General features: G+C 49.4%; 20 protein-coding genes and 1 riboswitch. All 20 genes read right to left on the bottom strand.

Features of this window, described 5'->3' with window-relative positions:
• Positions 1-303: 303 nt before the first annotated feature.
• The 20 genes from icmF to H9630_RS00390 all read right to left on the bottom strand — a co-directional run bounded on the left by icmF (position 304) and on the right by H9630_RS00390 (position 22,261).
• Entirely contained in the window at positions 304-3,555 is a 3,252-nt protein-coding gene (gene icmF, locus H9630_RS00485; RefSeq protein ID WP_191713536.1) for a fused isobutyryl-CoA mutase/GTPase IcmF, read from the bottom strand.
• Positions 3,556-3,560: 5 nt separating this feature from the next.
• Entirely contained in the window at positions 3,561-4,202 is a 642-nt protein-coding gene (locus H9630_RS00480) for a TetR/AcrR family transcriptional regulator (RefSeq protein WP_191713535.1), read from the bottom strand.
• 15 nt (positions 4,203-4,217) lie between these two features.
• Complete coding sequence (locus H9630_RS00475) at positions 4,218-5,357, bottom strand: acyl-CoA dehydrogenase (protein WP_191713534.1); 1,140 nt, start codon at positions 5,355-5,357, stop codon at positions 4,218-4,220.
• 19 nt (positions 5,358-5,376) lie between these two features.
• Positions 5,377-6,513, bottom strand: coding sequence for an acyl-CoA dehydrogenase (locus H9630_RS00470; protein WP_191713533.1), 1,137 nt, complete (start codon positions 6,511-6,513; stop codon positions 5,377-5,379).
• Positions 6,514-6,532: 19 nt separating this feature from the next.
• Positions 6,533-7,384, bottom strand: coding sequence for a 3-hydroxybutyryl-CoA dehydrogenase (locus H9630_RS00465; RefSeq protein ID WP_191713532.1), 852 nt, complete (start codon positions 7,382-7,384; stop codon positions 6,533-6,535).
• Between the two features lie 2 nt (positions 7,385-7,386).
• Positions 7,387-8,580 (bottom strand): acetyl-CoA C-acetyltransferase, encoded by a 1,194-nt coding sequence (locus H9630_RS00460; RefSeq protein WP_191713531.1) that lies wholly within the window; start codon positions 8,578-8,580, stop codon positions 7,387-7,389.
• Positions 8,581-8,962: 382 nt separating this feature from the next.
• Positions 8,963-11,104 (bottom strand): (Fe-S)-binding protein, encoded by a 2,142-nt coding sequence (locus H9630_RS00455; protein ID WP_191713530.1) that lies wholly within the window; start codon positions 11,102-11,104, stop codon positions 8,963-8,965.
• A gap of 268 nt (positions 11,105-11,372) precedes the next feature.
• Positions 11,373-12,050, bottom strand: a complete 678-nt coding sequence (locus H9630_RS00450) for an alpha-ribazole-5-phosphate synthase (RefSeq protein WP_191713529.1) — start codon at positions 12,048-12,050, stop codon at positions 11,373-11,375.
• Positions 12,040-12,522, bottom strand: coding sequence for an ECF transporter S component (locus H9630_RS00445; protein WP_191713528.1), 483 nt, complete (start codon positions 12,520-12,522; stop codon positions 12,040-12,042). Before H9630_RS00445 ends, H9630_RS00450 begins: the two co-directional genes overlap by 11 nt.
• Position 12,523: 1 nt before the next feature.
• Entirely contained in the window at positions 12,524-13,114 is a 591-nt protein-coding gene (locus H9630_RS00440) for a cob(I)yrinic acid a,c-diamide adenosyltransferase (protein ID WP_191713527.1), read from the bottom strand.
• Positions 13,115-13,153: 39 nt separating this feature from the next.
• Complete coding sequence (locus tag H9630_RS00435) at positions 13,154-13,546, bottom strand: bifunctional adenosylcobinamide kinase/adenosylcobinamide-phosphate guanylyltransferase (RefSeq protein ID WP_225218302.1); 393 nt, start codon at positions 13,544-13,546, stop codon at positions 13,154-13,156.
• Positions 13,498-14,082: a histidine phosphatase family protein gene (locus tag H9630_RS00430; protein WP_191713526.1), complete on the bottom strand. Its 585-nt coding sequence runs from the start codon at positions 14,080-14,082 to the stop codon at positions 13,498-13,500. The genes H9630_RS00435 and H9630_RS00430 overlap by 49 nt, the downstream gene beginning before the upstream one ends.
• Positions 14,055-14,825, bottom strand: coding sequence for an adenosylcobinamide-GDP ribazoletransferase (gene cobS / locus H9630_RS00425; RefSeq protein WP_191713525.1), 771 nt, complete (start codon positions 14,823-14,825; stop codon positions 14,055-14,057). Before cobS ends, H9630_RS00430 begins: the two co-directional genes overlap by 28 nt.
• Positions 14,822-16,279, bottom strand: a complete 1,458-nt coding sequence (locus H9630_RS00420) for a cobyric acid synthase (RefSeq protein ID WP_191713524.1) — start codon at positions 16,277-16,279, stop codon at positions 14,822-14,824. The genes cobS and H9630_RS00420 overlap by 4 nt, the downstream gene beginning before the upstream one ends.
• Before the next feature lie 4 nt (positions 16,280-16,283).
• A complete protein-coding gene (locus tag H9630_RS00415; RefSeq protein ID WP_191713523.1) occupies positions 16,284-16,832 on the bottom strand; it encodes a bifunctional adenosylcobinamide kinase/adenosylcobinamide-phosphate guanylyltransferase in 549 nt (182 codons plus the stop codon).
• Complete coding sequence (locus H9630_RS00410) at positions 16,814-17,893, bottom strand: pyridoxal phosphate-dependent aminotransferase (RefSeq protein ID WP_191713522.1); 1,080 nt, start codon at positions 17,891-17,893, stop codon at positions 16,814-16,816. Before H9630_RS00410 ends, H9630_RS00415 begins: the two co-directional genes overlap by 19 nt.
• Positions 17,880-18,833 (bottom strand): adenosylcobinamide-phosphate synthase CbiB, encoded by a 954-nt coding sequence (gene cbiB, locus H9630_RS00405; RefSeq protein ID WP_191713521.1) that lies wholly within the window; start codon positions 18,831-18,833, stop codon positions 17,880-17,882. The genes H9630_RS00410 and cbiB overlap by 14 nt, the downstream gene beginning before the upstream one ends.
• Positions 18,830-20,296 carry an adenosylcobinamide amidohydrolase gene (locus H9630_RS00400; RefSeq protein ID WP_191713520.1) on the bottom strand — a complete coding sequence of 489 codons (1,467 nt, stop codon included), beginning with the start codon at positions 20,294-20,296 and terminating at the stop codon, positions 18,830-18,832. Before H9630_RS00400 ends, cbiB begins: the two co-directional genes overlap by 4 nt.
• 2 nt (positions 20,297-20,298) lie before the next feature.
• Positions 20,299-21,291 (bottom strand): FecCD family ABC transporter permease, encoded by a 993-nt coding sequence (locus tag H9630_RS00395; protein ID WP_191713519.1) that lies wholly within the window; start codon positions 21,289-21,291, stop codon positions 20,299-20,301.
• Positions 21,284-22,261, bottom strand: coding sequence for an ABC transporter substrate-binding protein (locus H9630_RS00390; RefSeq protein WP_191713518.1), 978 nt, complete (start codon positions 22,259-22,261; stop codon positions 21,284-21,286). The genes H9630_RS00395 and H9630_RS00390 overlap by 8 nt, the downstream gene beginning before the upstream one ends.
• Positions 22,262-22,481: 220 nt before the next feature.
• Positions 22,482-22,668: riboswitch (cobalamin riboswitch) on the bottom strand.
• Between the last annotated feature and the right edge of the window lie 64 nt (positions 22,669-22,732).

Here is a 22,732-nt window from a genome sequence, read left to right as displayed (position 1 = left end):
AATCCCGGCTTTGGCGGGTTTTCGTCTTTTTTCGTGTTTTGATCCATTCAGCTTTTAGGCCTTAACTCGGCAGAACGCCTGCAAATCTGATCCAGCTCGCATCCCCACAAAAAAAGTAAGCAAAATCCACTTGAAATCGGATTCCGCTTACTTTATTGTATTTCATTCGGCTTCCCTCTTTGTCCAGCTCCAGCAGCCTGCCCCTCGGGTCGTAAGCTGCTTTGGCTGTGCGACTGGAAACACGCCCCTTCGCCAAACCCTCTTACGCCTGTCGGAGCAAAACGGCTGCTTCCGCTTTTCTACCTACATATTCCGTCGATACTGCCCGCCGACTTCATATAAAGCTGTAGTGATTTGGCCTAAGCTTGCGACTTTTACGGTGTCCATCAATTCTTCGAAGATGTTGCCGCCCGTCTTCGCAACTTGCTTCAGGCGCTCCAATGCTTCGGTCGAATCGTTGCGCTCCTGGAAGGCGCGCAAGTTGTTGATTTGTGTTTCCTTTTCTTCGGTTGTGGCGCGGGCGATTTCCATCGCGTTGATGTCGTCGTCTGATTGCGGATTCGGGTTCAAGTAGGTATTGACTCCGATGATCGGCAATTCGCCTGTGTGTTTCTTCATTTCGTAATGCATGGATTCTTCCTGGATTTTGCCGCGCTGGTACTGTGTTTCCATTGCGCCCAGAACGCCTCCGCGGTCGTTGATGCGGTCAAACTCGGTCAATACCGCTTCTTCCACCAATTGCGTCATTTCTTCGATGATGAACGCGCCTTGCAGCGGATTCTCGTTTTTCGACAATCCATGCTCTTTGGTGATGATCATCTGGATCGCCATCGCGCGGCGAACCGATTCTTCGGTCGGCGTCGTGATCGCTTCATCGTAAGCATTGGTATGAAGCGAGTTGCAGTTATCCTGCAGCGCCATCAATGCCTGTAACGTTGTGCGGATGTCGTTGAAATCAATTTCCTGTGCATGCAGACTGCGCCCGGATGTCTGTACATGGTATTTCAGTTTCTGGCTGCGTTCGTTGGCGCCGTATTTATCGCGCATGACAACTGCCCAGATGCGGCGTGCCACACGGCCGATGACGGTATATTCCGGATCCAGCCCGTTCGAGAAGAAGAACGACAGGTTCGGCGCAAAGTCATCGATGTTCATGCCGCGGCTCAAGTAATATTCCACATACGTGAAGCCGTTGGACAGTGTGAAGGCCAATTGGGAAATCGGATTCGCTCCCGCTTCGGCGATATGGTAGCCCGAAATCGATACAGAGTAGTAATTGCGCACTTTGTGATCGATGAAGTATTGCTGGATATCGCCCATCATGCGCAACGCGAATTCAGTCGAGAAGATGCAGGTGTTCTGCCCTTGGTCTTCTTTCAAAATATCGGCTTGTACGGTGCCACGAACGACTTGCAGCGTGCTTTCACGGACTTCTGTAAATTCTTCGACAGTCAACGTGCGGCCTAGTTTTTCTTCATTCAACTTGACCTGCTGATCAATTGCCGTGTTCATGAACATCGCCAAAATGATCGGTGCCGGTCCGTTGATGGTCATGGAAACTGAAGTCGACGGCGCACACAGATCAAATCCTGCGTAAAGTTTCTTCATATCATCAAGCGTACAGATTGATACACCTGATTCGCCGACTTTCCCGTAAATGTCTGGACGGTGATCCGGGTCTTCGCCGTAAAGTGTCACCGAGTCAAAAGCTGTAGACAAGCGTTTCGCATCGTCATCTTTCGATAGATAATGGAAACGGCGGTTCGTGCGTTCAGGCGTTCCTTCTCCCGCAAATTGGCGCTTCGGATCTTCCCCTTCGCGTTTGAACGGGAAAACCCCTGCCGTATACGGGAATGAACCCGGTACGTTCTCTGCGTAAACCCAAGACAGGATCTCGCCGTAATCAACAAATTTCGGCAATACCACACGCGGCACTTTGATGCCGGATAGGCTTTCCGTACGCAGGATCGTGCGGATTTCCTTGTCTCGTACTGATGTGACGAATTCGTCTCCGGCATACATTTCTTTCAACGCAACCCAATTAGCGAGAATGCGTTTGGATTCAGCAGTCAATTCCTCACGGACGCCGTCAGCCAGCGACTCGAGTGAAGCGACCAATGCATCATCCGGTGCTTTTTCTTTTACCGCTTCGATGGCGCCTTCCAATTGGAACAGACGGCGCGCAAAGGCGGCTTGTTCTTTGGATTTTGCGTGGTAGCCACGGACCGTATCGGTCAGCTCACGCAAGTAATAGCGGCGATCGTTCGGAATGATGAGGTTCTCTTTCTGGGTTTTGACGAATTTATCGTAATCCGTTTCCCAGTCAGTGCCCATTTTTTCATTGACTGTCGCTACCAATGCCGCGAACAGGGAGTTGGTCCCTTTATCGTTGAACTGGCTGGCGATTGTGCCGTAGACCGGCATTTCATCCAGGTCTTTATCCCATAGCAGATGGCTGCGCTGATACTGCTTCTGCACTTGGCGAAGCGCATCCTGCGAACCGCTGCGTTCGAATTTATTGATGACAATCAAATCCGCGTAATCGATCATATCGATTTTTTCAAGCTGTGACGGTGCACCGAATTCACTGGTCATGACGTACATGGAAATGTCCGAGAAGTTGGCGATTTCCGCATCTCCCTGGCCGATCCCACTTGTTTCCACAACAATCAAATCGAAATCCGCCGCTTTCACGACGTCCAAAACATCTCCGATTGCACCGGACAGCTCTGAGCGTGAACCGCGTGTTGCCAGGCTTCTCATAAAGACACGTTTATTGAAGATGGCGTTCATGCGGATGCGGTCACCCAAAAGCGCGCCGCCTGTTTTCTGTTTGGTCGGGTCGATCGACAGAATTGCGATTTTCTTGTCCGGAAGTTCAGACAGGAATCGGCGAATCAATTCATCGGTCAGCGAGCTTTTCCCAGCTCCGCCTGTTCCGGTGATGCCGAGGACCGGCGTGTTTTTCGTCTGTTCCCGTACCGCTCTCAACAATTCGTCAGTATCGGTGTCGCGCGTATGCGCTTCTTCCGCAGCCGTAATCAGGTTTGCCAGTACTACCGGTTCGTCGGCAGAAAGGTTTTCGATTTTCTGATCCGGTTTCACCGTCGAGAAATCACATTCCTCAACGATTTCCGTAATCATGCCCTGCAGGCCTTTTTTGCGGCCATCTTCCGGTGAGAAAATGCCGGCAATGCCGTATTCTTCAAGTTCTTTGATTTCACGCGGCAAAATAACGCCTCCGCCTCCGCCATAAATCCGGATATGCGATGCGCCTTTTTCCTGCAGCAAATCATACATATACTTGAAGTATTCCATATGGCCGCCTTGGTAAGACGAAATGCAGATCCCCTGAACATCTTCTTGGATAGCCGCATTGACCACTTCTTCAACCGAGCGGTTATGGCCCAAGTGAATCACTTCGGCACCGCTTGATTGCAGAATCCGGCGCATGATGTTGATGGACGCGTCATGGCCGTCAAAAAGACTGGAAGCCGTGACAAAGCGAATATGGTTTTTCGGCTGATAGGTTTTCGTTTCTTCGATTGTAGCCATTATGATCAAGCCCCCTGTATTGAAATGTTTTCTCCTGCCATCCCCTGCAAAAGAAATTTGGTTTGCATGTCGATAAATTCCTGAATGGTGAAGTCGCGCAACGCCCAGCGTCTGAAAGCCCACATTTGGCCTTGTACGAATAAATGATGGGAAGCCATGACCACTTCTTTCGGCGTCATTTTGATTTCCCCGTTGTCGACGCATTGCGTCAGCAAACGTTCAAAAAGCGCCACCATTTCAATTTCTTTATTCAGTACATAACTTAATGCGTCCTTCGGCAACGATTTGGATTCCTGGTACATGACCACGAATTCATCCTGCATATCATCGATCAAGGTGTAGTAATGCTCGATCGCCGTCACAAGGACATTAATGGAACCCTGTTCGATATCAAGCCGGTCCAGACGTGTGTTCACTTCGTCATAAATGGAGTCACAGACGAGGTACAGCACATCTTCCTTGGTCCGGATGTATTCATACAACGTACCGATACTGAAACCCGCGGCTTTGGCGATTTCCCGTGTCGTCGTCCGGTGAAAGCCTTTTTCTTTAAAAAGCGTGACAGCACCGCGAATCATCTGTTCGCGGCGCTTTTCAATCAAGCTTTCGTCTTTCACGGAGGACGCTATTTCACGCTTTTTGTTCATAAGGCAACCCTCCGCTTATTTCGTAACCATCCGGGAAATAACCAGACGCTGAACTTCCTGTGTGCCTTCGTAAATTTGAGTGATTTTCGCGTCGCGCATAAAGCGTTCAACCGGATAATCTTTCGTATAGCCGTAGCCCCCGAAGACTTGAACCGCTTCAACCGTTACTTTCATCGCTGTATCGCCGGCCATCAATTTCGCCATCGCCGACTCTTTGCTGTAAGATAATTTATTCGATTCCAACCAAGCTGCCTGGTAAGTCAATAGACGGGAAGCTTCGATTGAAGTCGCCATATCCGCCAGTTTGAATGAAACGCCTTGGTTGGCAACAATCGGCTTGCCGAATTGCTCGCGTTCTTTCGCGTAGTCGATTGATGCATCAAGTGCTCCTTGTGCGATTCCGACAGCCTGTGCCGCGATGCCGTTGCGTCCACCGTCAAGCGTCTGCATAGCGATTTTGAAGCCTTGGCCAAGTTCGCCCAAAACGTTTTCTTTCGGTACACGGCAGTTGTCGAAGATGATTTCAGTTGTCGGGCTTGAGCGAATGCCCAGCTTGCGCTCTTTTTTGCCGACCGAGAAACCTTCAAAGTCTTTTTCAACGATGAATGCTGTTGTGCCTTTATGCTTCGATTCAGGATCTGTTACCGCAAATACGATGTAGATGTCCGCAATTCCGCCGTTGGTGATGAAGATTTTCGAACCGTTCAATACATAATGGTCGCCGTCTTCTTTCGCTGAAGTGCGCATAGCGCCTGCATCCGATCCTGAAGCGGGTTCCGTTAAGCCGTAAGCGCCGATTTTCGTGCCTTCCGCCATTGGGCGAAGGTATTTTTGTTTTTGTTCTTCCGTTCCGAATGTATAAACCGGCCATCCTGCCAGAGACGTGTGGGCAGATAATGTAACGCCTGTCGATGCGCAGACACGTGATAATTCTTCAACTGCGATGCAGTACGCCAAATAATCCGAGCCGATTCCGCCGTATTCTTCCGGCCATGGAATACCCGTAAGGCCAAGTTCAGCCATTTTATCGAAAATCTCACGGTCAAAGCGTTCTTCTTCGTCACGCTCTTCCGCTGTTGGCGCCACTTCTTTATTAGCGAAATCTCTTACCATTTTGCGGATCATTTCGTGTTCTTCAGACAGTTGAAAATTCATTTTCCATTCCTCCAATAAATTATTTAAGTAGTTGTTTGCTGATGACGATGCGTTGAATTTCGCTGGTGCCTTCATAAATTTCCGTTACTTTAGCGTCGCGGAACAGGCGCTCGACCGGATAATCTTTTGTATAACCATAGCCGCCGAACACTTGAATGGCTTCAATCGTGACATCCATCGCCGCTTTCGAAGCGAAAAGTTTAGCCATGGAAGCTTCTTTATTGCAATCCTTGCCTTGTGAATACAAGTCCGCCGCGTTGTAGACCAGCAGTTTCGCGGCTTCCACCTGTGTCGCCATATCCGCCAGCTTAAAGCCGATGCCTTGCTGCTGGGCAATTGGTTTGCCGAACTGTTCGCGTTCTTTGGCGTAAGCCACAGCATATTCATAGGCCGCTTCAGCAATGCCGAGCGCTTGTGCCGCGATGCCGATGCGTCCGACGTTCAAATTCGCCATGGCGATGCTGAATCCTTTATTTTCTTCGCCCAGCAAGTTTCCAGCCGGTACCCGCATATTTTCAAAGGTCAATTGGACCGTTTTCGAACCATGGAGACCCATTTTCTTTTCGTTTTTGCCGATGACCAAGCCCGGTGTATCCTTTTCAACAATGAAAGCCGAAATTCCACGGGAGCCTGCAGAAGGCTTTGTCGAAGCGAAGACGATATACGTATCCGCTGCGCCGCCATTGGTAATAAAGACTTTCGAGCCATTCAAAACGTAATGGTCTCCGTCTAGGACCGCTTTTGTCTTCAGGCTTCCTGCATCCGAACCTGCCGCCGGTTCTGTCAGACAGAAAGCGCCAAGGTATTCGCCGCTCGCCAGTTTTGGTACGTATTTCTCGATTTGCTGCTGTGATCCGAAATTGAGGATCGGGTTGGTGCCGACCGACGTATGGACTGACAGGATAACTCCTACCACGCCGCTCGCTTTCGATAATTCGTGGATAGCCGTGATATAGGAAGTGAAGTCCATTTCCGCACCGCCGTATTTTTCAGGAGCTGTGATTCCCATCAATCCGAGCTCGCCCATTTTCTTTAAAATCGCCGTTGGAAATTCATCGTTTTCCATGTTTTCGATAAACGGTGTAATCTCTTCTTTCGCGAAATCTCGCACCATGTTGCGCATCATAAGCTGTTCATCTGTAAAGTGCAAATCCATTGCGGTTTTCCCCCTAATATTAAGTGTAGTCATAGAAACCGCGTCCGGTTTTCTTGCCTAGCCATCCTGCTTTGACGTATTGGCGCAATAACGGGCTTGGGCGGTACTTGCTGTCGCCGAACCCTTCATGCAGCACTTCCATAATGTACAGGCAAGTATCCAAGCCAATAAAATCAGCCAATTGCAACGGTCCCATCGGATGGTTCATGCCGAGTTTCATGATGTCGTCGATTGCTTCTTTGGTGGCGACCCCTTCTTGAAGTGTGAAAATCGCTTCGTTGATCATCGGCATCAAGATGCGGTTCGCAACGAATCCTGGGAAATCATTCACTTCCACTGGTGTTTTTGACAGCTGAACCGTCATTTCTTCCACTTTTTTATAAACCTCATCAGAAGTTGCCAAGCCGCGGATAATTTCCACAAGTTTCATCACCGGTACCGGATTCATGAAATGCATGCCGATTACTTGCTCCGGGCGGTTGGTGACTGCCGCAATCTCTGTAATTGGAAGAGATGACGTGTTTGTTGCCAAAATAGCATGCTGTGGCGCCACTTCATCCAGCGTTTTAAAGATGCTGTGTTTGATGGCCATGTTTTCAACAGCTGCTTCGATGACGATATCCACATCATGAGCATCCTTAAGATCAAGCGACGGTGTAATGCGTCCAAGGACCTCATTCTTTTCTTCTTCCGTCATGCGGCCTTTTTCAACATTGCGGGACAGGTTCTTGGTGATGGTCCCGATTCCGCGATCGTATGCTTCCTGCTTCATATCATTCAGTTTCACGTTCAATCCTGCCTGTGCGCAAACCTGCGCGATGCCGGAACCCATTTGTCCGGCGCCAATGACCATTACGTTTTGAATCGACATGCTTATTTTGCCTCCTTAGGAACTTCAATCATGATTGCGTCGCCTTGTCCGCCGCCTGAACAGATGGCTGCGATGCCGATGCCGCCTCCGCGGCGTTTTAATTCATAAGCCAATGTCAGGATAATGCGTGCGCCGCTTGCACCAATCGGGTGTCCAAGCGCTACTGATCCGCCGTTGACGTTCACTTTTTCAGCATCCAAATCAGCGATTTTCGAACTTGCCAGCGCCACTGCTGCAAACGCTTCGTTGATTTCAAACAAATCGATGTCATCCAGTGATTTGCCGGTTTTCTTCAATAACTCGTTGATGACGATGCCCGGAGTTTCCGGGAATCGATGCGGCTCGATCGCCACTTCCGTATGGGACAATATGTGCGCCAATACGTTTTTCCCTTCGTTCTGTGCGCGTTCTTCGCTCATCAATACAAGTGCAACTGCACCGTCATTGATGCCAGGTGCGTTTCCAGCAGTAATTGTTCCGTCTTTGCCGAATGCCGGTTTCAGTTTCGCCAATGCTTCAATAGTGGAATTGGCGCGTGGCGCTTCGTCCACGTCAACTGTAATCGGATCCCCTTTGCGTTGTGGAATGTCGATCGCGACGATTTCTTCAGAGAACAGACCTTTCGCTTTGATGGCACGTTCATGCGAACGTGCCGACCACTCATCCTGAGCTTCACGCGTCAGATTGAAATCTTCAGCGGTTGAGTTTCCGTAAGTCCCCATGTGGACTTTGTCCGGGTGGAACGAACACGACAATCCGTCATGGACCATGCCGTCAATTACTTGGGCATCTCCCATGCGAAGTCCCCAACGTGCTTTCGGAAGATAATAAGGTGCGTTGGACATGGATTCCATGCCGCCTGCAACAATTACTTCCTCATCGCCCAAGCGAATGATCTGGTCTGCCAACGTGACGCTGCGCATGCCGGATGCGCAGACTTTGTTGATTGTTTCAGATTTGACGCTGTAAGGAATGCCGGCTTTTTTCGCGGCTTGGCGTGAAGGAATCTGCCCTTGCCCTGCCTGCAATACGTTGCCCATGATGACTTCCTGGACATCTTCCGGCTGGATATCCGCCCGGCTCATTGCCGCTTTGATCGCTTCTGCCCCTAATTCACTTGCCGATAACGTGCTCAAGTTTCCTCCAAATTTCCCGAATGCTGTGCGTGCCCCATCGATAATAACTGTTTTTGCCATGATGATTTCCTCCCCTTTGCGTTTGCTTGTAAACGGTTTCAAGTATAGTGAAAAATATAAATGATGAAAGTAGAGCAGGGTTTAAGAAGTCGCTCCAGGCAACGTTTTCTGCTTTTTCTTTTATCCATCATTTAATTACTTTTGAATCAGCAGCGGTTAAAAACATTGTTCCTGCATCGCCGCGCTAGCTTAGTCGCAAGTTCCACAAGCTGAATTTTATTCAGCCCATAAAGTTGACTGAACGCTCGCTCGGTATGAGTGCAAAAGAAAAGGGAGTACTTCACTCCCTTTCTTTTTTCTTGCTTATGCTGTTATTCTACTTAATTTTCTGTCATTAGGCAATTATTATTTACTCATTGGTGTTTCTTAGTGGAGCTTCAGCTTATTGGACCACTGATTCAGGCTCAGGCATTGGTGTTTCATTGCCAAGAACGGCCATTTCCAATAGCTCAGCTACATCGTATGTTCCAACTTCATCTTCGACTTCTTTCGCTTTCGTACCATCTGACAGCATTGTCAGGCAGTATGGACAGCCTGAAGAAATCATGGTCGGATTGACTTCAAGTGCTTGTTCCGTACGGGCAACGTTGACGCGGTGGCCTGCATCTTCTTCCATCCACATCATTCCCCCGCCAGCTCCACAGCACATGCCGTCTTGGCGGTTGCGGACCATTTCGACCAATTCCACGCCTTCGATCGCTTTCAATATCTCGCGCGGTGCGTCGTAGACATCGTTGTAGCGGCCGAGGTAACAGGAATCGTGGAACGTGATTCGTTCGTTTACCGGGAATTGCGGTTTCAAACGGCCATCTTGGACCAGTTCGAACAGCATTTCGGTATGGTGGTAGACTTCTGCTTTAAAGCCGAAATCCGGGTATTCGTTTTTAAAGATGTTATAAGCATGCGGGTCAATCGTGACGATTTTCTTGATTTCCGCTTTTTCGAATTCTTTGATGTTGCCTGTCGCCAGTTCCTGGAACAGGAATTCATTTCCGAGACGGCGTGGCGTATCACCCGAGTTCTTTTCTTTGTTGCCCAGAATCGCGAATTTCACTCCTGCTTCGTTCATCAAACGGGCAAATGACAAGGCGATTTTTTGTGAACGGCTGTCGAATGAACCCATTGATCCAACCCAGAACAGGAATTCGAATTCTTCGCCGGCTTTGTTCATTTCTTTAACAGTTGGAATTGAAATATCTGGACGTGCATCTCTCCAGTTTTCTTTTTCTTTACGGTTAAGTCCCCAAGGATTCCCCTGCTTTTCGATGTTTGTCATCGCACGCTGAGCATCTTTGTCCATTTTCCCTTCCGTCATTACCAGGTAACGGCGAAGGTCGATGATTTTGTCGACGTGCTCGTTCATAACCGGACATTGGTCTTCACAGTTACGGCAAGTTGTACATGCCCAGATTTCTTCTTCTGTGATGACGTCTCCGATTAAGCTCGGGCTGTATAACTCGTCGATGCTGATTCCTTCAGCGCCTGCAGCCATCGCCAATTGGTTTCCTTGCGTATTGTTGAATGCCATTGCCGGCACCCATGGTTTTTTCTGTGTCATGACGGCACCTGTATTCGTCAGGTTGTCACGAAGTTTTGTAATAAGATCCATCGGAGACAGCATTTTCCCTGTTCCGGTTGCCGGACACATATTTGTACAGCGTCCACATTCTACGCAGGCGTAGAAATCGATCATCTGCCCTTGTGTAAAGTCGGTGATTTTTCCGACACCGAACGAAGGCACAGCATCCGGATCTTCTTCATCTTCCATCTCTTCAAAGTTGATCGGCTTCAAACGGCCGACATGGTCCACTCGGTGGAACCATGTGTTGACCGGTCCGAAGATCAAATGAGCGTGTTTCGATTGTGGAACATAAACCAGGAATGTCAGCAGGAACAATAAGTGTGCCCACCACATAACATAGAAAATCGTTACAGTTGCAGCTTCAGGCAACCAAGAGAATGCAGCAGCGACAAGTGAAGCGACTGGTTCAGTCCAAGCACCTTCGTGTCCGTGCCAAAGCATGGCCATTCCGTTGCCGATTAATACAGTTACCATCAATCCACCGATGAAAATAAGCACCAGCCCTGATTTCCATCCGCGCTTCAAACGGACAAGCTTTTCAATGTAACGTCTGTAAAACGCCCAGACCACCGCTACCAGAATCGTCAACGTGACGATTTCCTGGAAGAAAGTGAAAGCCGGGTAAAGCGGCCCTAACGGCAAATGTGAATCCGGTGACAAGCCTTTGATGATGAAATCAATGGCACTTGCCTGAACCAACAGGAAGCCATAGAAGAACATCACGTGAATCGTTCCGCTCTTCTTATCTTTCATTAATTTCTTTTGTCCAAAAACATTGACCATAACTTTCCGTAAGCGCTCGTTGAAGTTTTCCTCAAACTCGACCTTTTGGCCAAGCTTGATGAAATCATATCTCGACTTCAATAAATAAATGAAGAGATAGATGGCGTAAGCGGTTACAGCTATGAATAAAACCCAGTTTGCAATGAGCAATGGCTCCATCGTGATATCCCCCTTGTGTGTATATTCTAAAAATTCCCTACCCAAAGTTTACGTGAACACTAATAGATTGTCGATACTATGTTCTAGTTTAAAATATGAATGAGCATTCAGTCAACCTAAATTTAAAAGAGTTTTCAAATATCAAGCATTGAATGTTTGCTACACATAAGATACCAGTTAACGATTTTAAAATCTACAGTTCTTTTGTATGGAGAATAATTGCCGGACGACAAAGAACCATCATCCAATTACGGATAATGGTTTTGCCTCATTGAAATTCAATCGAAAAAAGATGTTCTCCAAAATAGTCCTTAAGATGTTCTCTCTTTGCCGGCAGGACACCCACCAGAACGCAAGTTGCCGGTCCGGCGGAGCTGCCGACGTTAAGATCCGCAGAAAATTCCACGGACTTGCCCATCAGCAATTCTGCTTCATGCGCAATGCCTTTCGATCCGACTGGCCAAACACGTTCGATCAGCTCCGATTCCAAAGCTTTCTTAATGACGGCAAGATCAGCGATTTGATCGGCCTTCGTGAGGACGTCTTCTCCGACCATTGGAATTCCGTAGACAAACCAGTTCAAAGATTCAGCCGCTTCTTGTTTGCGAGACTGTTTTCCGATCATCGTCACGGCGATGCCGGATTGTAAAGTGGCCATATTGGTTTCCGTGCTGCCCGAAATCGGCGGCAGCCGGGTTTCGGCTTCAGCAAAAAGGTCAGCGAGGCCCGCCCTATAGGCATCCCAATGAGCAGCACCACTAAAATTGTGAAGCAACACGGCCTGCGGTTCGCTGCCGGATGCCCATTGTTCAAGCAACGCGACCCGTGCGGCAAATTTAGCCGTGACGGAATCCGGAGCCTGGACCACATCCTGCTGTTTTTCACCGATGGCCGCAGAATTATCTGAAGTGATGACAAAGCCGTCTATTGAAATTTCATGACGCATGCAGTGAACCTCCACGTACTCTCAGCACGTAAGGCATCAGCAAAGCAGCCACTCCGGCATTAATGGAAGCGGCAATTACCAGACCCGGTACCGAAGCATAGAAAAATGCCGGCGACAAAAGAAAGTAGAACGGAACGGCTGCGACCATACCGTTGCCAACGATGAATGCTGGCCATTTCAACCACCGTTTTCCTGCCCGATGCAATATCGCGAACAGCCAGACGACTGCCCACATTTCAAACGCAATGATCAGATGAAACGGTCCGAGCGGCATGCCGCCAAACAAAGCCGAAATCAAATGGCCGAATGCCGCGATGGTCCCTGCAAGCGGCGCTGAAAAAAACAGCACGGCTACAAGAGCTGGCATTGAATCAAGTGCAATGGATGCAATGCCGAGCGGAATTTTGATCATGCCGCCGATTGCGGACAAGCTGATGAATAAAGCCGCAAGCGCCAGTTTCTGAGTCGTCATCCTATTCCACCGACTTTTTGCTGCGCCCGCCGTTCTTGAAAACTTTGGCGCTGCGTACGTATTCATTATCCGGAACGCCGGCACGTGAATTGACGACACGGGCTGCAGCGAACAGGTAATCGGATAAGCGGTTCAAATAGCGCTGGACTACAGGCGGGAAATCTTCTCCTGCTCTCATCAATGTTACTGTCTGGCGCTCAGCACGGCGTGTAATCGTGCGGGCAATATGCATAGTTGCCGCTGCCGGCGAACCTCCGGGCAGGATAAATCGTTCCAGTAATGGCGGCTCTTCCATCAATTCATCGATGCGTTTTTCTAAAACTTCCACCGGTTCTTCCGTCATTTTGTAATTGGGTTCTTTACGTACATCGGCCAAGTCGCCGCCGCAATCGAACAATTCGTTTTGGATGGCTTCCAAGTCCGCCAACAAGTCGGCGTATAAGTCAGGTGCCAATTCGGTCATCGCTTTGCCGATAAATGAATTCACTTCATCAATGGTGCCGTAAGCCTCAACGCGTGGTGCATCTTTGTCTGTGCGTGCTCCGATTAAACTGGTTTGCCCTTTGTCTCCGGTTTTTGTGTAAATTTTCATGTTCGTCTGCCCCTTTTTCCGCTTTCACGGAATGAATTTTTACTTCAGTTTTTCTGGAATCCCGTACCAAATGCGTGTAATGCTGTCTGCTTCAGCAAATAAGAACTGATAGATCCTGCCCAGAACGTCGCGCATTTCCCGTTCAATCCGCTCAGTCGGCACAATGCCGCGATTGAGATCTGTTAAAATCCAGGTTTGCTGCGTTTGTTCCCAACCGATCGTTTTTTTTACTTGCTCCATTAAATACTCTTCTGAAAAACCTTGTTCCAGCTGCTGTTTGACCCACAGCTCTAAACCGGCAATGACTATATTTATTTCTGTAGCTGAAGGTTCTGGCAACCGCCTTTCATTCCATTGAGCTGCCTGGCCTTCCAGCCGGTCTTTCACATATTGCCGCTTGCCGTTAAAGGCTCCACCGAAAACGATGTGCATAATGCCCGCTCCTCGAACGCTTGGCGGTTTGGCCACGTTAAAATGTGGCAGCCCCCGTGCAGCGCAATTTGATCTTGAAATTTTTCATTCAATGCCTGAGCCATTAGGTAACGAATCGGACCGCCGTGGAGAACCAATGTAACTGTATTGCCTTCCGGCAGTTTTCGGATGCCTTGTTCAATCCGCTGAGCCATGTCCGTAAGGCTTTCACCGCCAGGAGGCTTGCTGTTCCAAGGATTATCTATCCAGTTGCGGTACAGTTCAATGTCTTTCAGCTCTTCATAGGTTTTCATTTCCCATTGGCCAAAATGGCATTCCCGTAAATCCCGGTTTGCTCTGTAGACTGCATTCGGAAACAGTATCGCTGCCGTCTGGCGGCACCGCTTCAGGTCACTGCCCATAACGGTTTGAAGTTTCAGGTCAGGTTGTGTCTGAAACGGAAGGATCGCTTCATCGGTCCAACCGATATAACACTTTTGTTGATTGCCTTTTGTAGGGGCATGGCGAATTAAACGAAGAATAAAAGGCTGATCCATAATAAAATCTCCACTCCTTCCACATACGCACCGAACAAATCACCCGTCACGCCGCCGAAATTCCGAAGGCACCAGGCGCGGAACAGCCAAAGCGATCCGGCCACTAGCACCAGCAGCGTCAGTGCAATCCAACTAGTTGTGCTCCAAACCAATAACACGAAACCGATGGCAATAAAAATCAGCGCAGCTATGAACAGCTTTCTGTGGTCTGCCCGTTGTTGGAAAAATGCTGCCAGCCCTTTTGGTTTTGCTGAACAGGTCGTGCTGAACAATGCCAGCAAGCCGATTCTGGCTAACACCGGGATGAATAAAATCAGCACCAGCGAAACGGCCTGTACCGATTCCGCCACCACAATGATTTTCCCGACAATCGCCAACAGCAAAATCATGGTGCCAAAAGCGCCAATCCGCGGATCTCCCATGATGTCTAGCCGTTTATCCCGGTCCTGATAGGAAAAATAAGCATCCCCGGTATCCGCCAGGCCGTCCATATGGAGTCCCCCGGTCAGTACCATGCCAATGACTACGACGGTAAATCCGATCAACAGCGAACTGACATCCGTTGTTTCTCTCAAAAGCCATACTGCTCCGGCCAAGGCACTGCCAAAAAGCACACCCAGTACAGGCAACATCGCATACATCGCAGTGATATGGGCTTTTTCCATCGGCAGCTGTTTCTTTACCGGAATCACCGAGAAAAATTGAAGCGCCAATAGTAATCCTGTCCCTAACTGCCGGCTCATAAACTCGCCTCCATGATTTCTTCGACTTTCTGCCAGTCCAAGTGGCTCTTGACATGTTGTGCCCAGCGGTCAAATGGGTCTGCCACAGCTTCGGGTAATGGCACTGGCAAATTTTTCCGCTTGCGGATAGGTGCCAAGAAGGCAGTCCGGCACTCGCGATTCCGGAAAAATCCATGCAGATGCGTGCCCAGCACCTGTTCATGGAAATAGCCTTCTGCAGAACTTCCACTGCTTATGAGCGGATAGTCTGTTTGCTTCACGTTGCCGTGGTGGATTTCATAGCCGGTGACAGAAACTTTCGCATCTGAAAATGCAGCGAGGCCGTTCTTTCGTTGGACCACTTTCTGTTTTTCGAACTGGACATGCATATTCGGCACCAAGCCAAATCCCCGTTCTCTTTCTATTGCGATGCCATCATGGCCTTCGGGATCCGCCAGGGTTTCAGCCAACATCTGAAATCCGCCGCATAAGCCGACAATCCATGTATTCCCCTTCAATTCCTGGAGTTTTATGCCAAGCCCCTGCTTTCTCCAATAGCGCAAATCTGCAATCGTGCTTTTTGTGCCTGGCAGCAACAAGATATCCGGCTGTCCAATGTCTTCGACCGTTTCCGCCCAGCGGATGGTCACATCCGGTTCATTCAGAAACGGTTCTACATCTGTGAAATTCGAGATGTAAGGATGCCTGCAGATGACCAGTTCAATAGGATTTTCCACTCTGGCTATCCGCTGTACGGCCTGCACACCAAGTGAATCTTCCTGTTCGATTTCATGGCTGGCCATGTACGGGATGACCCCGAGCACCGGAATGCCTGTATACGATTCCAGAAACTGGACGCCGTCTTTAAAGAGCTGCGCATCGCCATGGAATTTATTGATGATCAAGCCTTTGACCCGTTCCGGTTCAGGCATCAAAGCGAGCGTTCCGACAATCGAGGCAAACACACCGCCGCGTTCGATGTCGGCGACCAAAATCACCGGCACATCCGCCCGTTTTGCCACCGCCATGTTGACCAGCTCCCGGTCGTTCAAATTGACTTCAGCCGGGCTTCCGGCTCCTTCGATGACCACATGGGAAAAGTCTTTGGCAAGGTTGGCAAGTGCCTGATCGATGACCTCCAGCCCTTTTTCATAAAACCGGGTCCGGTAATCCATGCCATCCATCGTCACCAGTTTTTTGCCGAACAGCACGACCTGAGATTTCATGCCGCTTTCCGGCTTCAGCAGAATCGGATTCATGTCCACTGTCGCCAGTGTCCGTGCCGCTTCGGCTTGGACACCCTGGGCACGGCCGATTTCTTCTCCTTTTACTGTCACATAGGAATTATTCGACATGTTCTGTGATTTGAAGGGAGCCACTTTCATTCCCTGATCGGAAAAAATCCGGCAAAAAGCTGTACAGATCATGCTTTTCCCGACATCTGAAGCGGTTCCTTGAATCATAATTCCGCGCATCTTGTCACTTCCTTCTGAATGCAAGGCCGTTTTCCATTTCAATGGCCTGATCGGCTTGCTGCACGAGCCAGATGTGGATGCGCCCGAGCCAGCTTTGGTAAAGTTCGTCGCGCACGAAATCGTCCAGCACTTCGTTCGAGACGACTGTCAGCAAATTAACGGTATCCAGCAAAGCAAGAATCGTCTGCTGCAGGCGATTCCATTTCTCTTCCATGCACCCCGGTTGATCGGCGCACACATTGCCCGTTTCCCAACCCTCGTAAAGCTCATTAGCCAGCCACGTCGTCACACAATCCCATAACACCAGGTCTTCCGGCTGCAGTTTTTCTAAAACACTCTCCATGCGGTAAGCTTGCTCAATGGTATGCCAACCGTCTTGAAAACGATCTAGACGGTGGCGTTCAATGCGTTTCTTCATTTCTTCATCATAAGCTTGCCCGCTGGCTATGTATACTTTCCGCGCGCTTCCCGCAGCGCGGACGACAGATTCCGCATAGGCACTTTTGCCGCTTCGGACTCCGCCGCTGATAAATATCAATTGGCCTTGAGCCATTCCTTAATCGCCTCCCGCAATTTCGTCATGTTTTCCGTTGATTTCATGCCGATTCGAAACCAGTTGCCGTCCATTCCTTGAAATGATTCGGTATGGCGAAGGACGATTCCAGCTTTTAAGAAATCTGTAAAAAATGCTGCAGAACAATTTGAATCCGGCAATTGGAATGACAGGAAATTAACTTCGGAATCAGTGCTCCGGCAATTGTTTGCTGCTAAAAACTGCTGCATTTTTCGGCGTTCCCCGGAAGCGGCTTGGATGACGTTGCGGCGGTAATCTGCTTCTCCTAAACACTTGGCTCCGATAACAGCCGATAAGGCATTGACGTTCCAATGCGCTGCCCCTTGCTTCAATTGGCCGATCTTTTCTGCCGCACTGACCACATAGCCGAGGCGCAACCCCGGAATGGCGTACATTTTGGTCATCGAACGGACAATGAAAACATTCGGAAAAGCCGGCAAGAACGGCATAAAGGAAGCCTCTTCTCCAATAAAATCAATAAAAGCTTCATCAATCACAAGTTCACAGTGGTGTTCCAGGCAAATCTGCGCAATTTCCTGAAGGGTGTCGGTGTCCAGTAACGTACCTGTCGGATTATGCGGATTGCAGATGTACAGCGCTGCGCATCCCGGGATTATGTTCCGGACATCTTGAACGGTCAATTGCCAGCCGTTTTCCGGCACCAATTGCAGCGCTTTGATCTGGACATTTTCCGCTTCCAGCGTTTGGCGGTATTCGGAAAATGCCGGTTCGATCAAGACAACCTGCCGGCTCCGATATCTTCTGGCCAGCCAAGTGAAAATTTCAGCTGCCCCGTTGCCTGCAGCGACTTCACCGGCCGCCACATCATGGAATTTGGCAGCTGCCGTACGGAACGGTTCTCCATCGGGATCTGGATAAGAACCGGTCAAACCCAGCATATCGGGCCAAATCTCTTCCAAAAAAGCCGGTGGGCCAAAAGGATGGACATTTTCGCTGAAATCTAAAATCTGTGGCGGCGGGCTGATGCCTGCCTTTTTGTATAAACGAAGTGGATTGGCTCCATGATTAGGCAATTCCAAACAAAATTCCTCCTAAAGCAAATATGATGAAAAAACCAGTGGTGGCCGTTTGCATCTGGCTGACAGCTTCTTTAATGTGGCTTGCTTCCAGTGGATAAACCGGCATACCCATACGTGCACGCTCCGACTCGATTCCACGGTAGCGGTTCAATCCGCCCAGTTCTACACCTAATTGCACGGCTGTCGCCGCCTCCAGCCAGCCGCTGTTCGGGCTCGGATGCTTTGGTGCATCCCGCAGCCATTCCGCCAAACGCTGACGCATGGTCAGTGATCGTTTGTTAGATGTGAGGATTAAAATCAAAAATCCGGTCAGGCGGCTCGGAATGAAGTTTAGTACATCATCCGCTTTTGCAGAGGCAAAACCGAACTGCTCAAACTCTTCATTTCGGTAGCCGACCATCGAATCAAGTGTATTGACGGATTTATACAGCCACAAGCCCGGAGCGCCGAGCAGAAATGCCCAGAACAGCGGTGCAGTGACACCATCGCTGGTATTCTCCGACACCGTCTCCACGACGCCTCTTGTAATTTCACTTTCATTTAAACCTTCTGTATCCCTGCCGACAATCCAGGACAACTTTTCACGTGCCAGGACAAAGTTTTTATTCGTCAATGGATCGTAGACCTCCATCGCTGCGTCTTTCAGGCTCTTCTGTGCAAGCCCGGAAGCGATCAATACGGCTTCTACAGCAATTCCCAAAAACGCATTTAAAGAATAAGCCCAAAAAACAACCGCGTAAACGAGCAGAAAAACGGTCACAGCAATCGTTCCCAGCAGCCAAAAACCGTTCCGGAAAGCGTTCGGTCCGTGATTCCAGCGTTTGGTCAACTTGCGGATCGCAGTCCCGATCCAGCGGACAGGATGTGGCCAATTGGGCGGATCACCAATCATACGGTCGATGGCCAGGCCCAGCGCAATAGCAATCAGATGCGAAATCATAGGCTTTTCGCTTTCGCCAACTGATACAATTTGAGCGCTTCAATAGTGCATTCGAAAACACCGACGCCGATCAATTTTCCAAGTTCGGTGATGGGGCCGGCATAAGGCAACTCCTCGCCTTGCTGCGTGGCTGCTACCAGGCAGCTGTCAGTGGACGTGCCGGTCGCGATCGTGCCGGTCAGTGGATCTTTGACTTGCTCCTGCTGAAGGGCTTTGGTCTTCGCTTCTGTTGCAGTGATCATTGCCTGGATAAACGCTTCATCGGATAAGATGCCATTGACCAGGATCCAGGTATTGATGGTCCCGACACGCAAGGTGCGCTCTACCGCTTTTGAGACGTCAACGCCGTTTCCAACACCAGCAGTGACAGCAATCACCACTGAGCCGAATGGGCCCTCATACTCTTTAATGATGGCATCTTCCGTTTGGACAGCTGTCATCATCCCTACAGTGTCCGTCGTTTTCAGTCCGCTTTCTTCGATATACTCGGACATTTCCTGGACACTGTTGTTGATGTTGTAAAATGCATCCACATGGCGGTTCATGAAATTGCGGAACCAACCGGAGCCTGCATTGACGACTGCGGATGATACCGTCTTTAACGGAATCGGACTCTGGTAGAGCACCATGTCTTTGGAAATCCGGAAGTCCTTTGCCCGTATGCTTGCCTCACTGGATTCGCGCTCGACGCCCGGCAATAAAGTGATCTGCGGTTTAGGCAGTTCCGGATGCGGGTGGTTGCTGACGCGTGTATGATAGACGGTTTCAATATCTTGTTCCCGAACCACTTCATGCGGTTCGCCGATCCGGACGACCCCTCCTCCATCCATCAGCAGCAATTGATCGCAATACATGGAAGCCAGGTTGATATCATGAAAAATAGAGACAATCGTCAAGTCTTTTTCAATGGCCTGCTTTTTGATGGTATCGAGCAATTCCTTCTGGTGATTGATATCCAGATGGTTGGTCGGCTCATCCAAAAGCAGGATCCCTGCATCTTGTGCCAGAGCCTGTGCCACGAAGACGCGCTGTTGTTCGCCGCCCGACATCCGATCGATTTGTGTCTGTTCATATTGGCTGATGTCCATCAACCCCATCGCTTCCACAACAGCTTCTTCGTCTTCATCCGACCAGGAAGAAAACCAGCCGCTTTGATGCGGATACCTGCCAAGTGAAACCGTTTCACGAACCGTATGGGCAAAAGCGTGTGCATGCAATTGAGGCAAGACCGCCATTTTCCTGGCCAGTTCTTTCGCCGTAAAATCAGCCATGGGTTTGCCGTCAATCCGGACTTCTCCACCTGCAGCGGGAAGCACTCCACTGATCAATTTCATCAAGGTAGATTTGCCGCTTCCATTGGGTCCCAAAATCCCGAGGATCGAGCCTTTATTGACAGTAAAAGATACGTCGTTGACGATATTCTTCTCGCCATAGCCGCCTGTTATTCCTTTTATTTCAAGCATGGTCATACCCCTCCTTTGCGTTGCCGGAAAAAGATGAATGCAAATACCGGTGCTCCGATAAATGCGGTAATGACACCGATCGGCAATTCCGTCGGTGAGATGATTGTTCTCGACACCAAGTCACAAATGATCAATAACGCGGCTCCATTGATGAACGATAATGGCAGGACGTGGCGATGATCCGATCCCCATAATAAGCGGGTCATATGCGGCACCACCAGACCGACAAATCCGATGGTTCCGGAAACTGAAACGGCTGCTCCTGTCAGTACCGAACCGCCGATTAAGATGATCATTTTGCTCTTTCTGACATCGACGCCCAAATGTTGTGCGCGTTCTTCACCAAACAGCATGGCGTTCAATTCTCTGCGTTTCAGCCACAAGACGAATGAACCGATCAAAACAAACGGCAGCGCCATCCGTACATATGGCCATCCGCGCATCGACACACTGCCCAGCAGCCAGCCGATGATTTGGCGCAGCTCTTCTCCGGTCAATGCAATCATCAGGGAGATGATTGAGCCCAGAAAAGAACTGAAGATGATGCCTGTTAAAATGACGGTTTCCATTTTCATGGAGCGATCCACCAATTTTGCGAAACTCATCACGGCGAGCATTGTGAGCAACGCCCCGATCATGCTCATGACCGGCAAAGTGAATGGTCCTAAAAATGGGATGGATATGCCAAAAAAGAGCGTCATCACAGCGCCGACTGAGGCACCGGAAGACACTCCCAGGGTGTAAGGATCGGCCAATGGGTTCTTCAGAAGCCCTTGGAACGCAGCCCCGGCAATCGCCAGTGCCGCTCCGACAAGCCCGGCTAAAATAACACGGGGCATGCGGATATTCCATAAAATATTGGCTGCTGCCTCATCCGAAGACGGATTCCATAACACGACGGGCGAAATGGAAACCGTTCCGACCGTCACCCCCAGCAAAATGGCGCCTGCTAAAATCAGCAGCGAGACGCTGTATGCCAGTACATTCTTACTCATTGAACACTTCAGGATAAACAGCTTTCGCCATTTCCATCAGCCCTTCTGATAAACGTGGGCCTGAACGGGTGAGCATGTCCGAATCCAGGTTATAGACAGCATCTTCTTTGACAGCTGTCACTTCCGCAAATCCATTGCGCGATTTGATTTGGTCGACTGCATCTTCGATATAGCCGCCTTCTGTTGTGATGATGACGTCTGGATCAGCTGCAACGACTGCTTCTGCGTCCATTTTTGCCCAGCCTACCAAATCGCCCGCTATATTTTCAGCGTTGATGAGCGTCAACATTTCATCCATGAACGTGCCTTTTCCGGTCGTGTAGATGTCGGGTTCACTTCCGACTTCCAGAAAGACAGTCTTCGGCTCTTCGATTGTGCTTGCCAATTCTTCGATTTCCGCCACTTGGACTTCCATTTCAGAAACGATGCTTTCCGCCTCTTCCATGGTGCCTGTCGCTTGTGCGATCACTGTAATGGAATCGTAGACTTCATCAAAGCTGACGGCATTGTTGACTACAAAGACCTCGAGTCCAGCGTCACGCAACTGCTGAAGCCCAGCGTCGCCAACACCCAATCCCGATTCATGCGCAAGCACCAAATCCGGTTGCAGGCCAATGATTTTTTCCACATTGAATTCCTGGCCGCCGATCTTTTCGACTTGCATCGCTTCTTCCGGATAATTATCAAAATCCGAAACGCCGACTAATTTGTCACCAACGCCAAGTTCATAAGCGATTTCTGTATTTGATGGCACCATCGAAACAATGGCTCCCGGTTCTTCCTCGATCACCACTTCTTCGCCTACTGCATCCGTCAACGTCACTGGAAATTCTACATCCGCAACTTCCGTCGGCGGTTCCGCCGGTGTTTCAGTATCCTGTTCTTCTACGGGCGTCGCCGTATCTCCGCAACCCGCCATCAATACCGCGGCCAATCCTGCGGTTGCACCAAACTTCCAAATCTTCTTCATGAATAAATCCCCCTTGTTGTTTTCACTGTTTATGCGGCAATCAGATATGCTATTTGGTTGGAATGGCATTTTCATTAATGAAAGAATTAACTTCTAGAATAATTTAAAGTTGTCTGGAGAAAATTTCCCAGAGAACACAAAATCCCCCGCAGCAAACTGCGGGGGATGGAAAGGACGCCATAAAAAAGCATGCGCATCCAGCCTTTCCTCGCAGGCGTTTGGGTGTGTCGTCATAAAGGCAGGTCTCCTGGCTTGTGGTCTTCGGTTTCTGCACCTTCCCAAAGCATTGCTTCAGTGGCATTTTGCAGATTCCTCTCACATACAGTGGCGGGACCGCGCCGGAATTAAACCGGCTTCCCTTTTAACTCATGTTCTTAGACATAAGCACCTTTATGAATGGTTCTCATATTCTGTTTCTTCATTTCATCCCGCTTCTAAAAGCGATAGATTCATTGATTGAAGTTTCTCTTT

This window comes from Planococcus wigleyi (genome assembly GCF_014836985.1).
Taxonomy (GTDB): Bacteria; Bacillota; Bacilli; order Bacillales_A; family Planococcaceae; genus Planococcus; species Planococcus notacanthi.
Note: the sequence above shows the minus strand (reverse complement) of the source record. Positions and strands in the feature narration are given on the sequence as shown.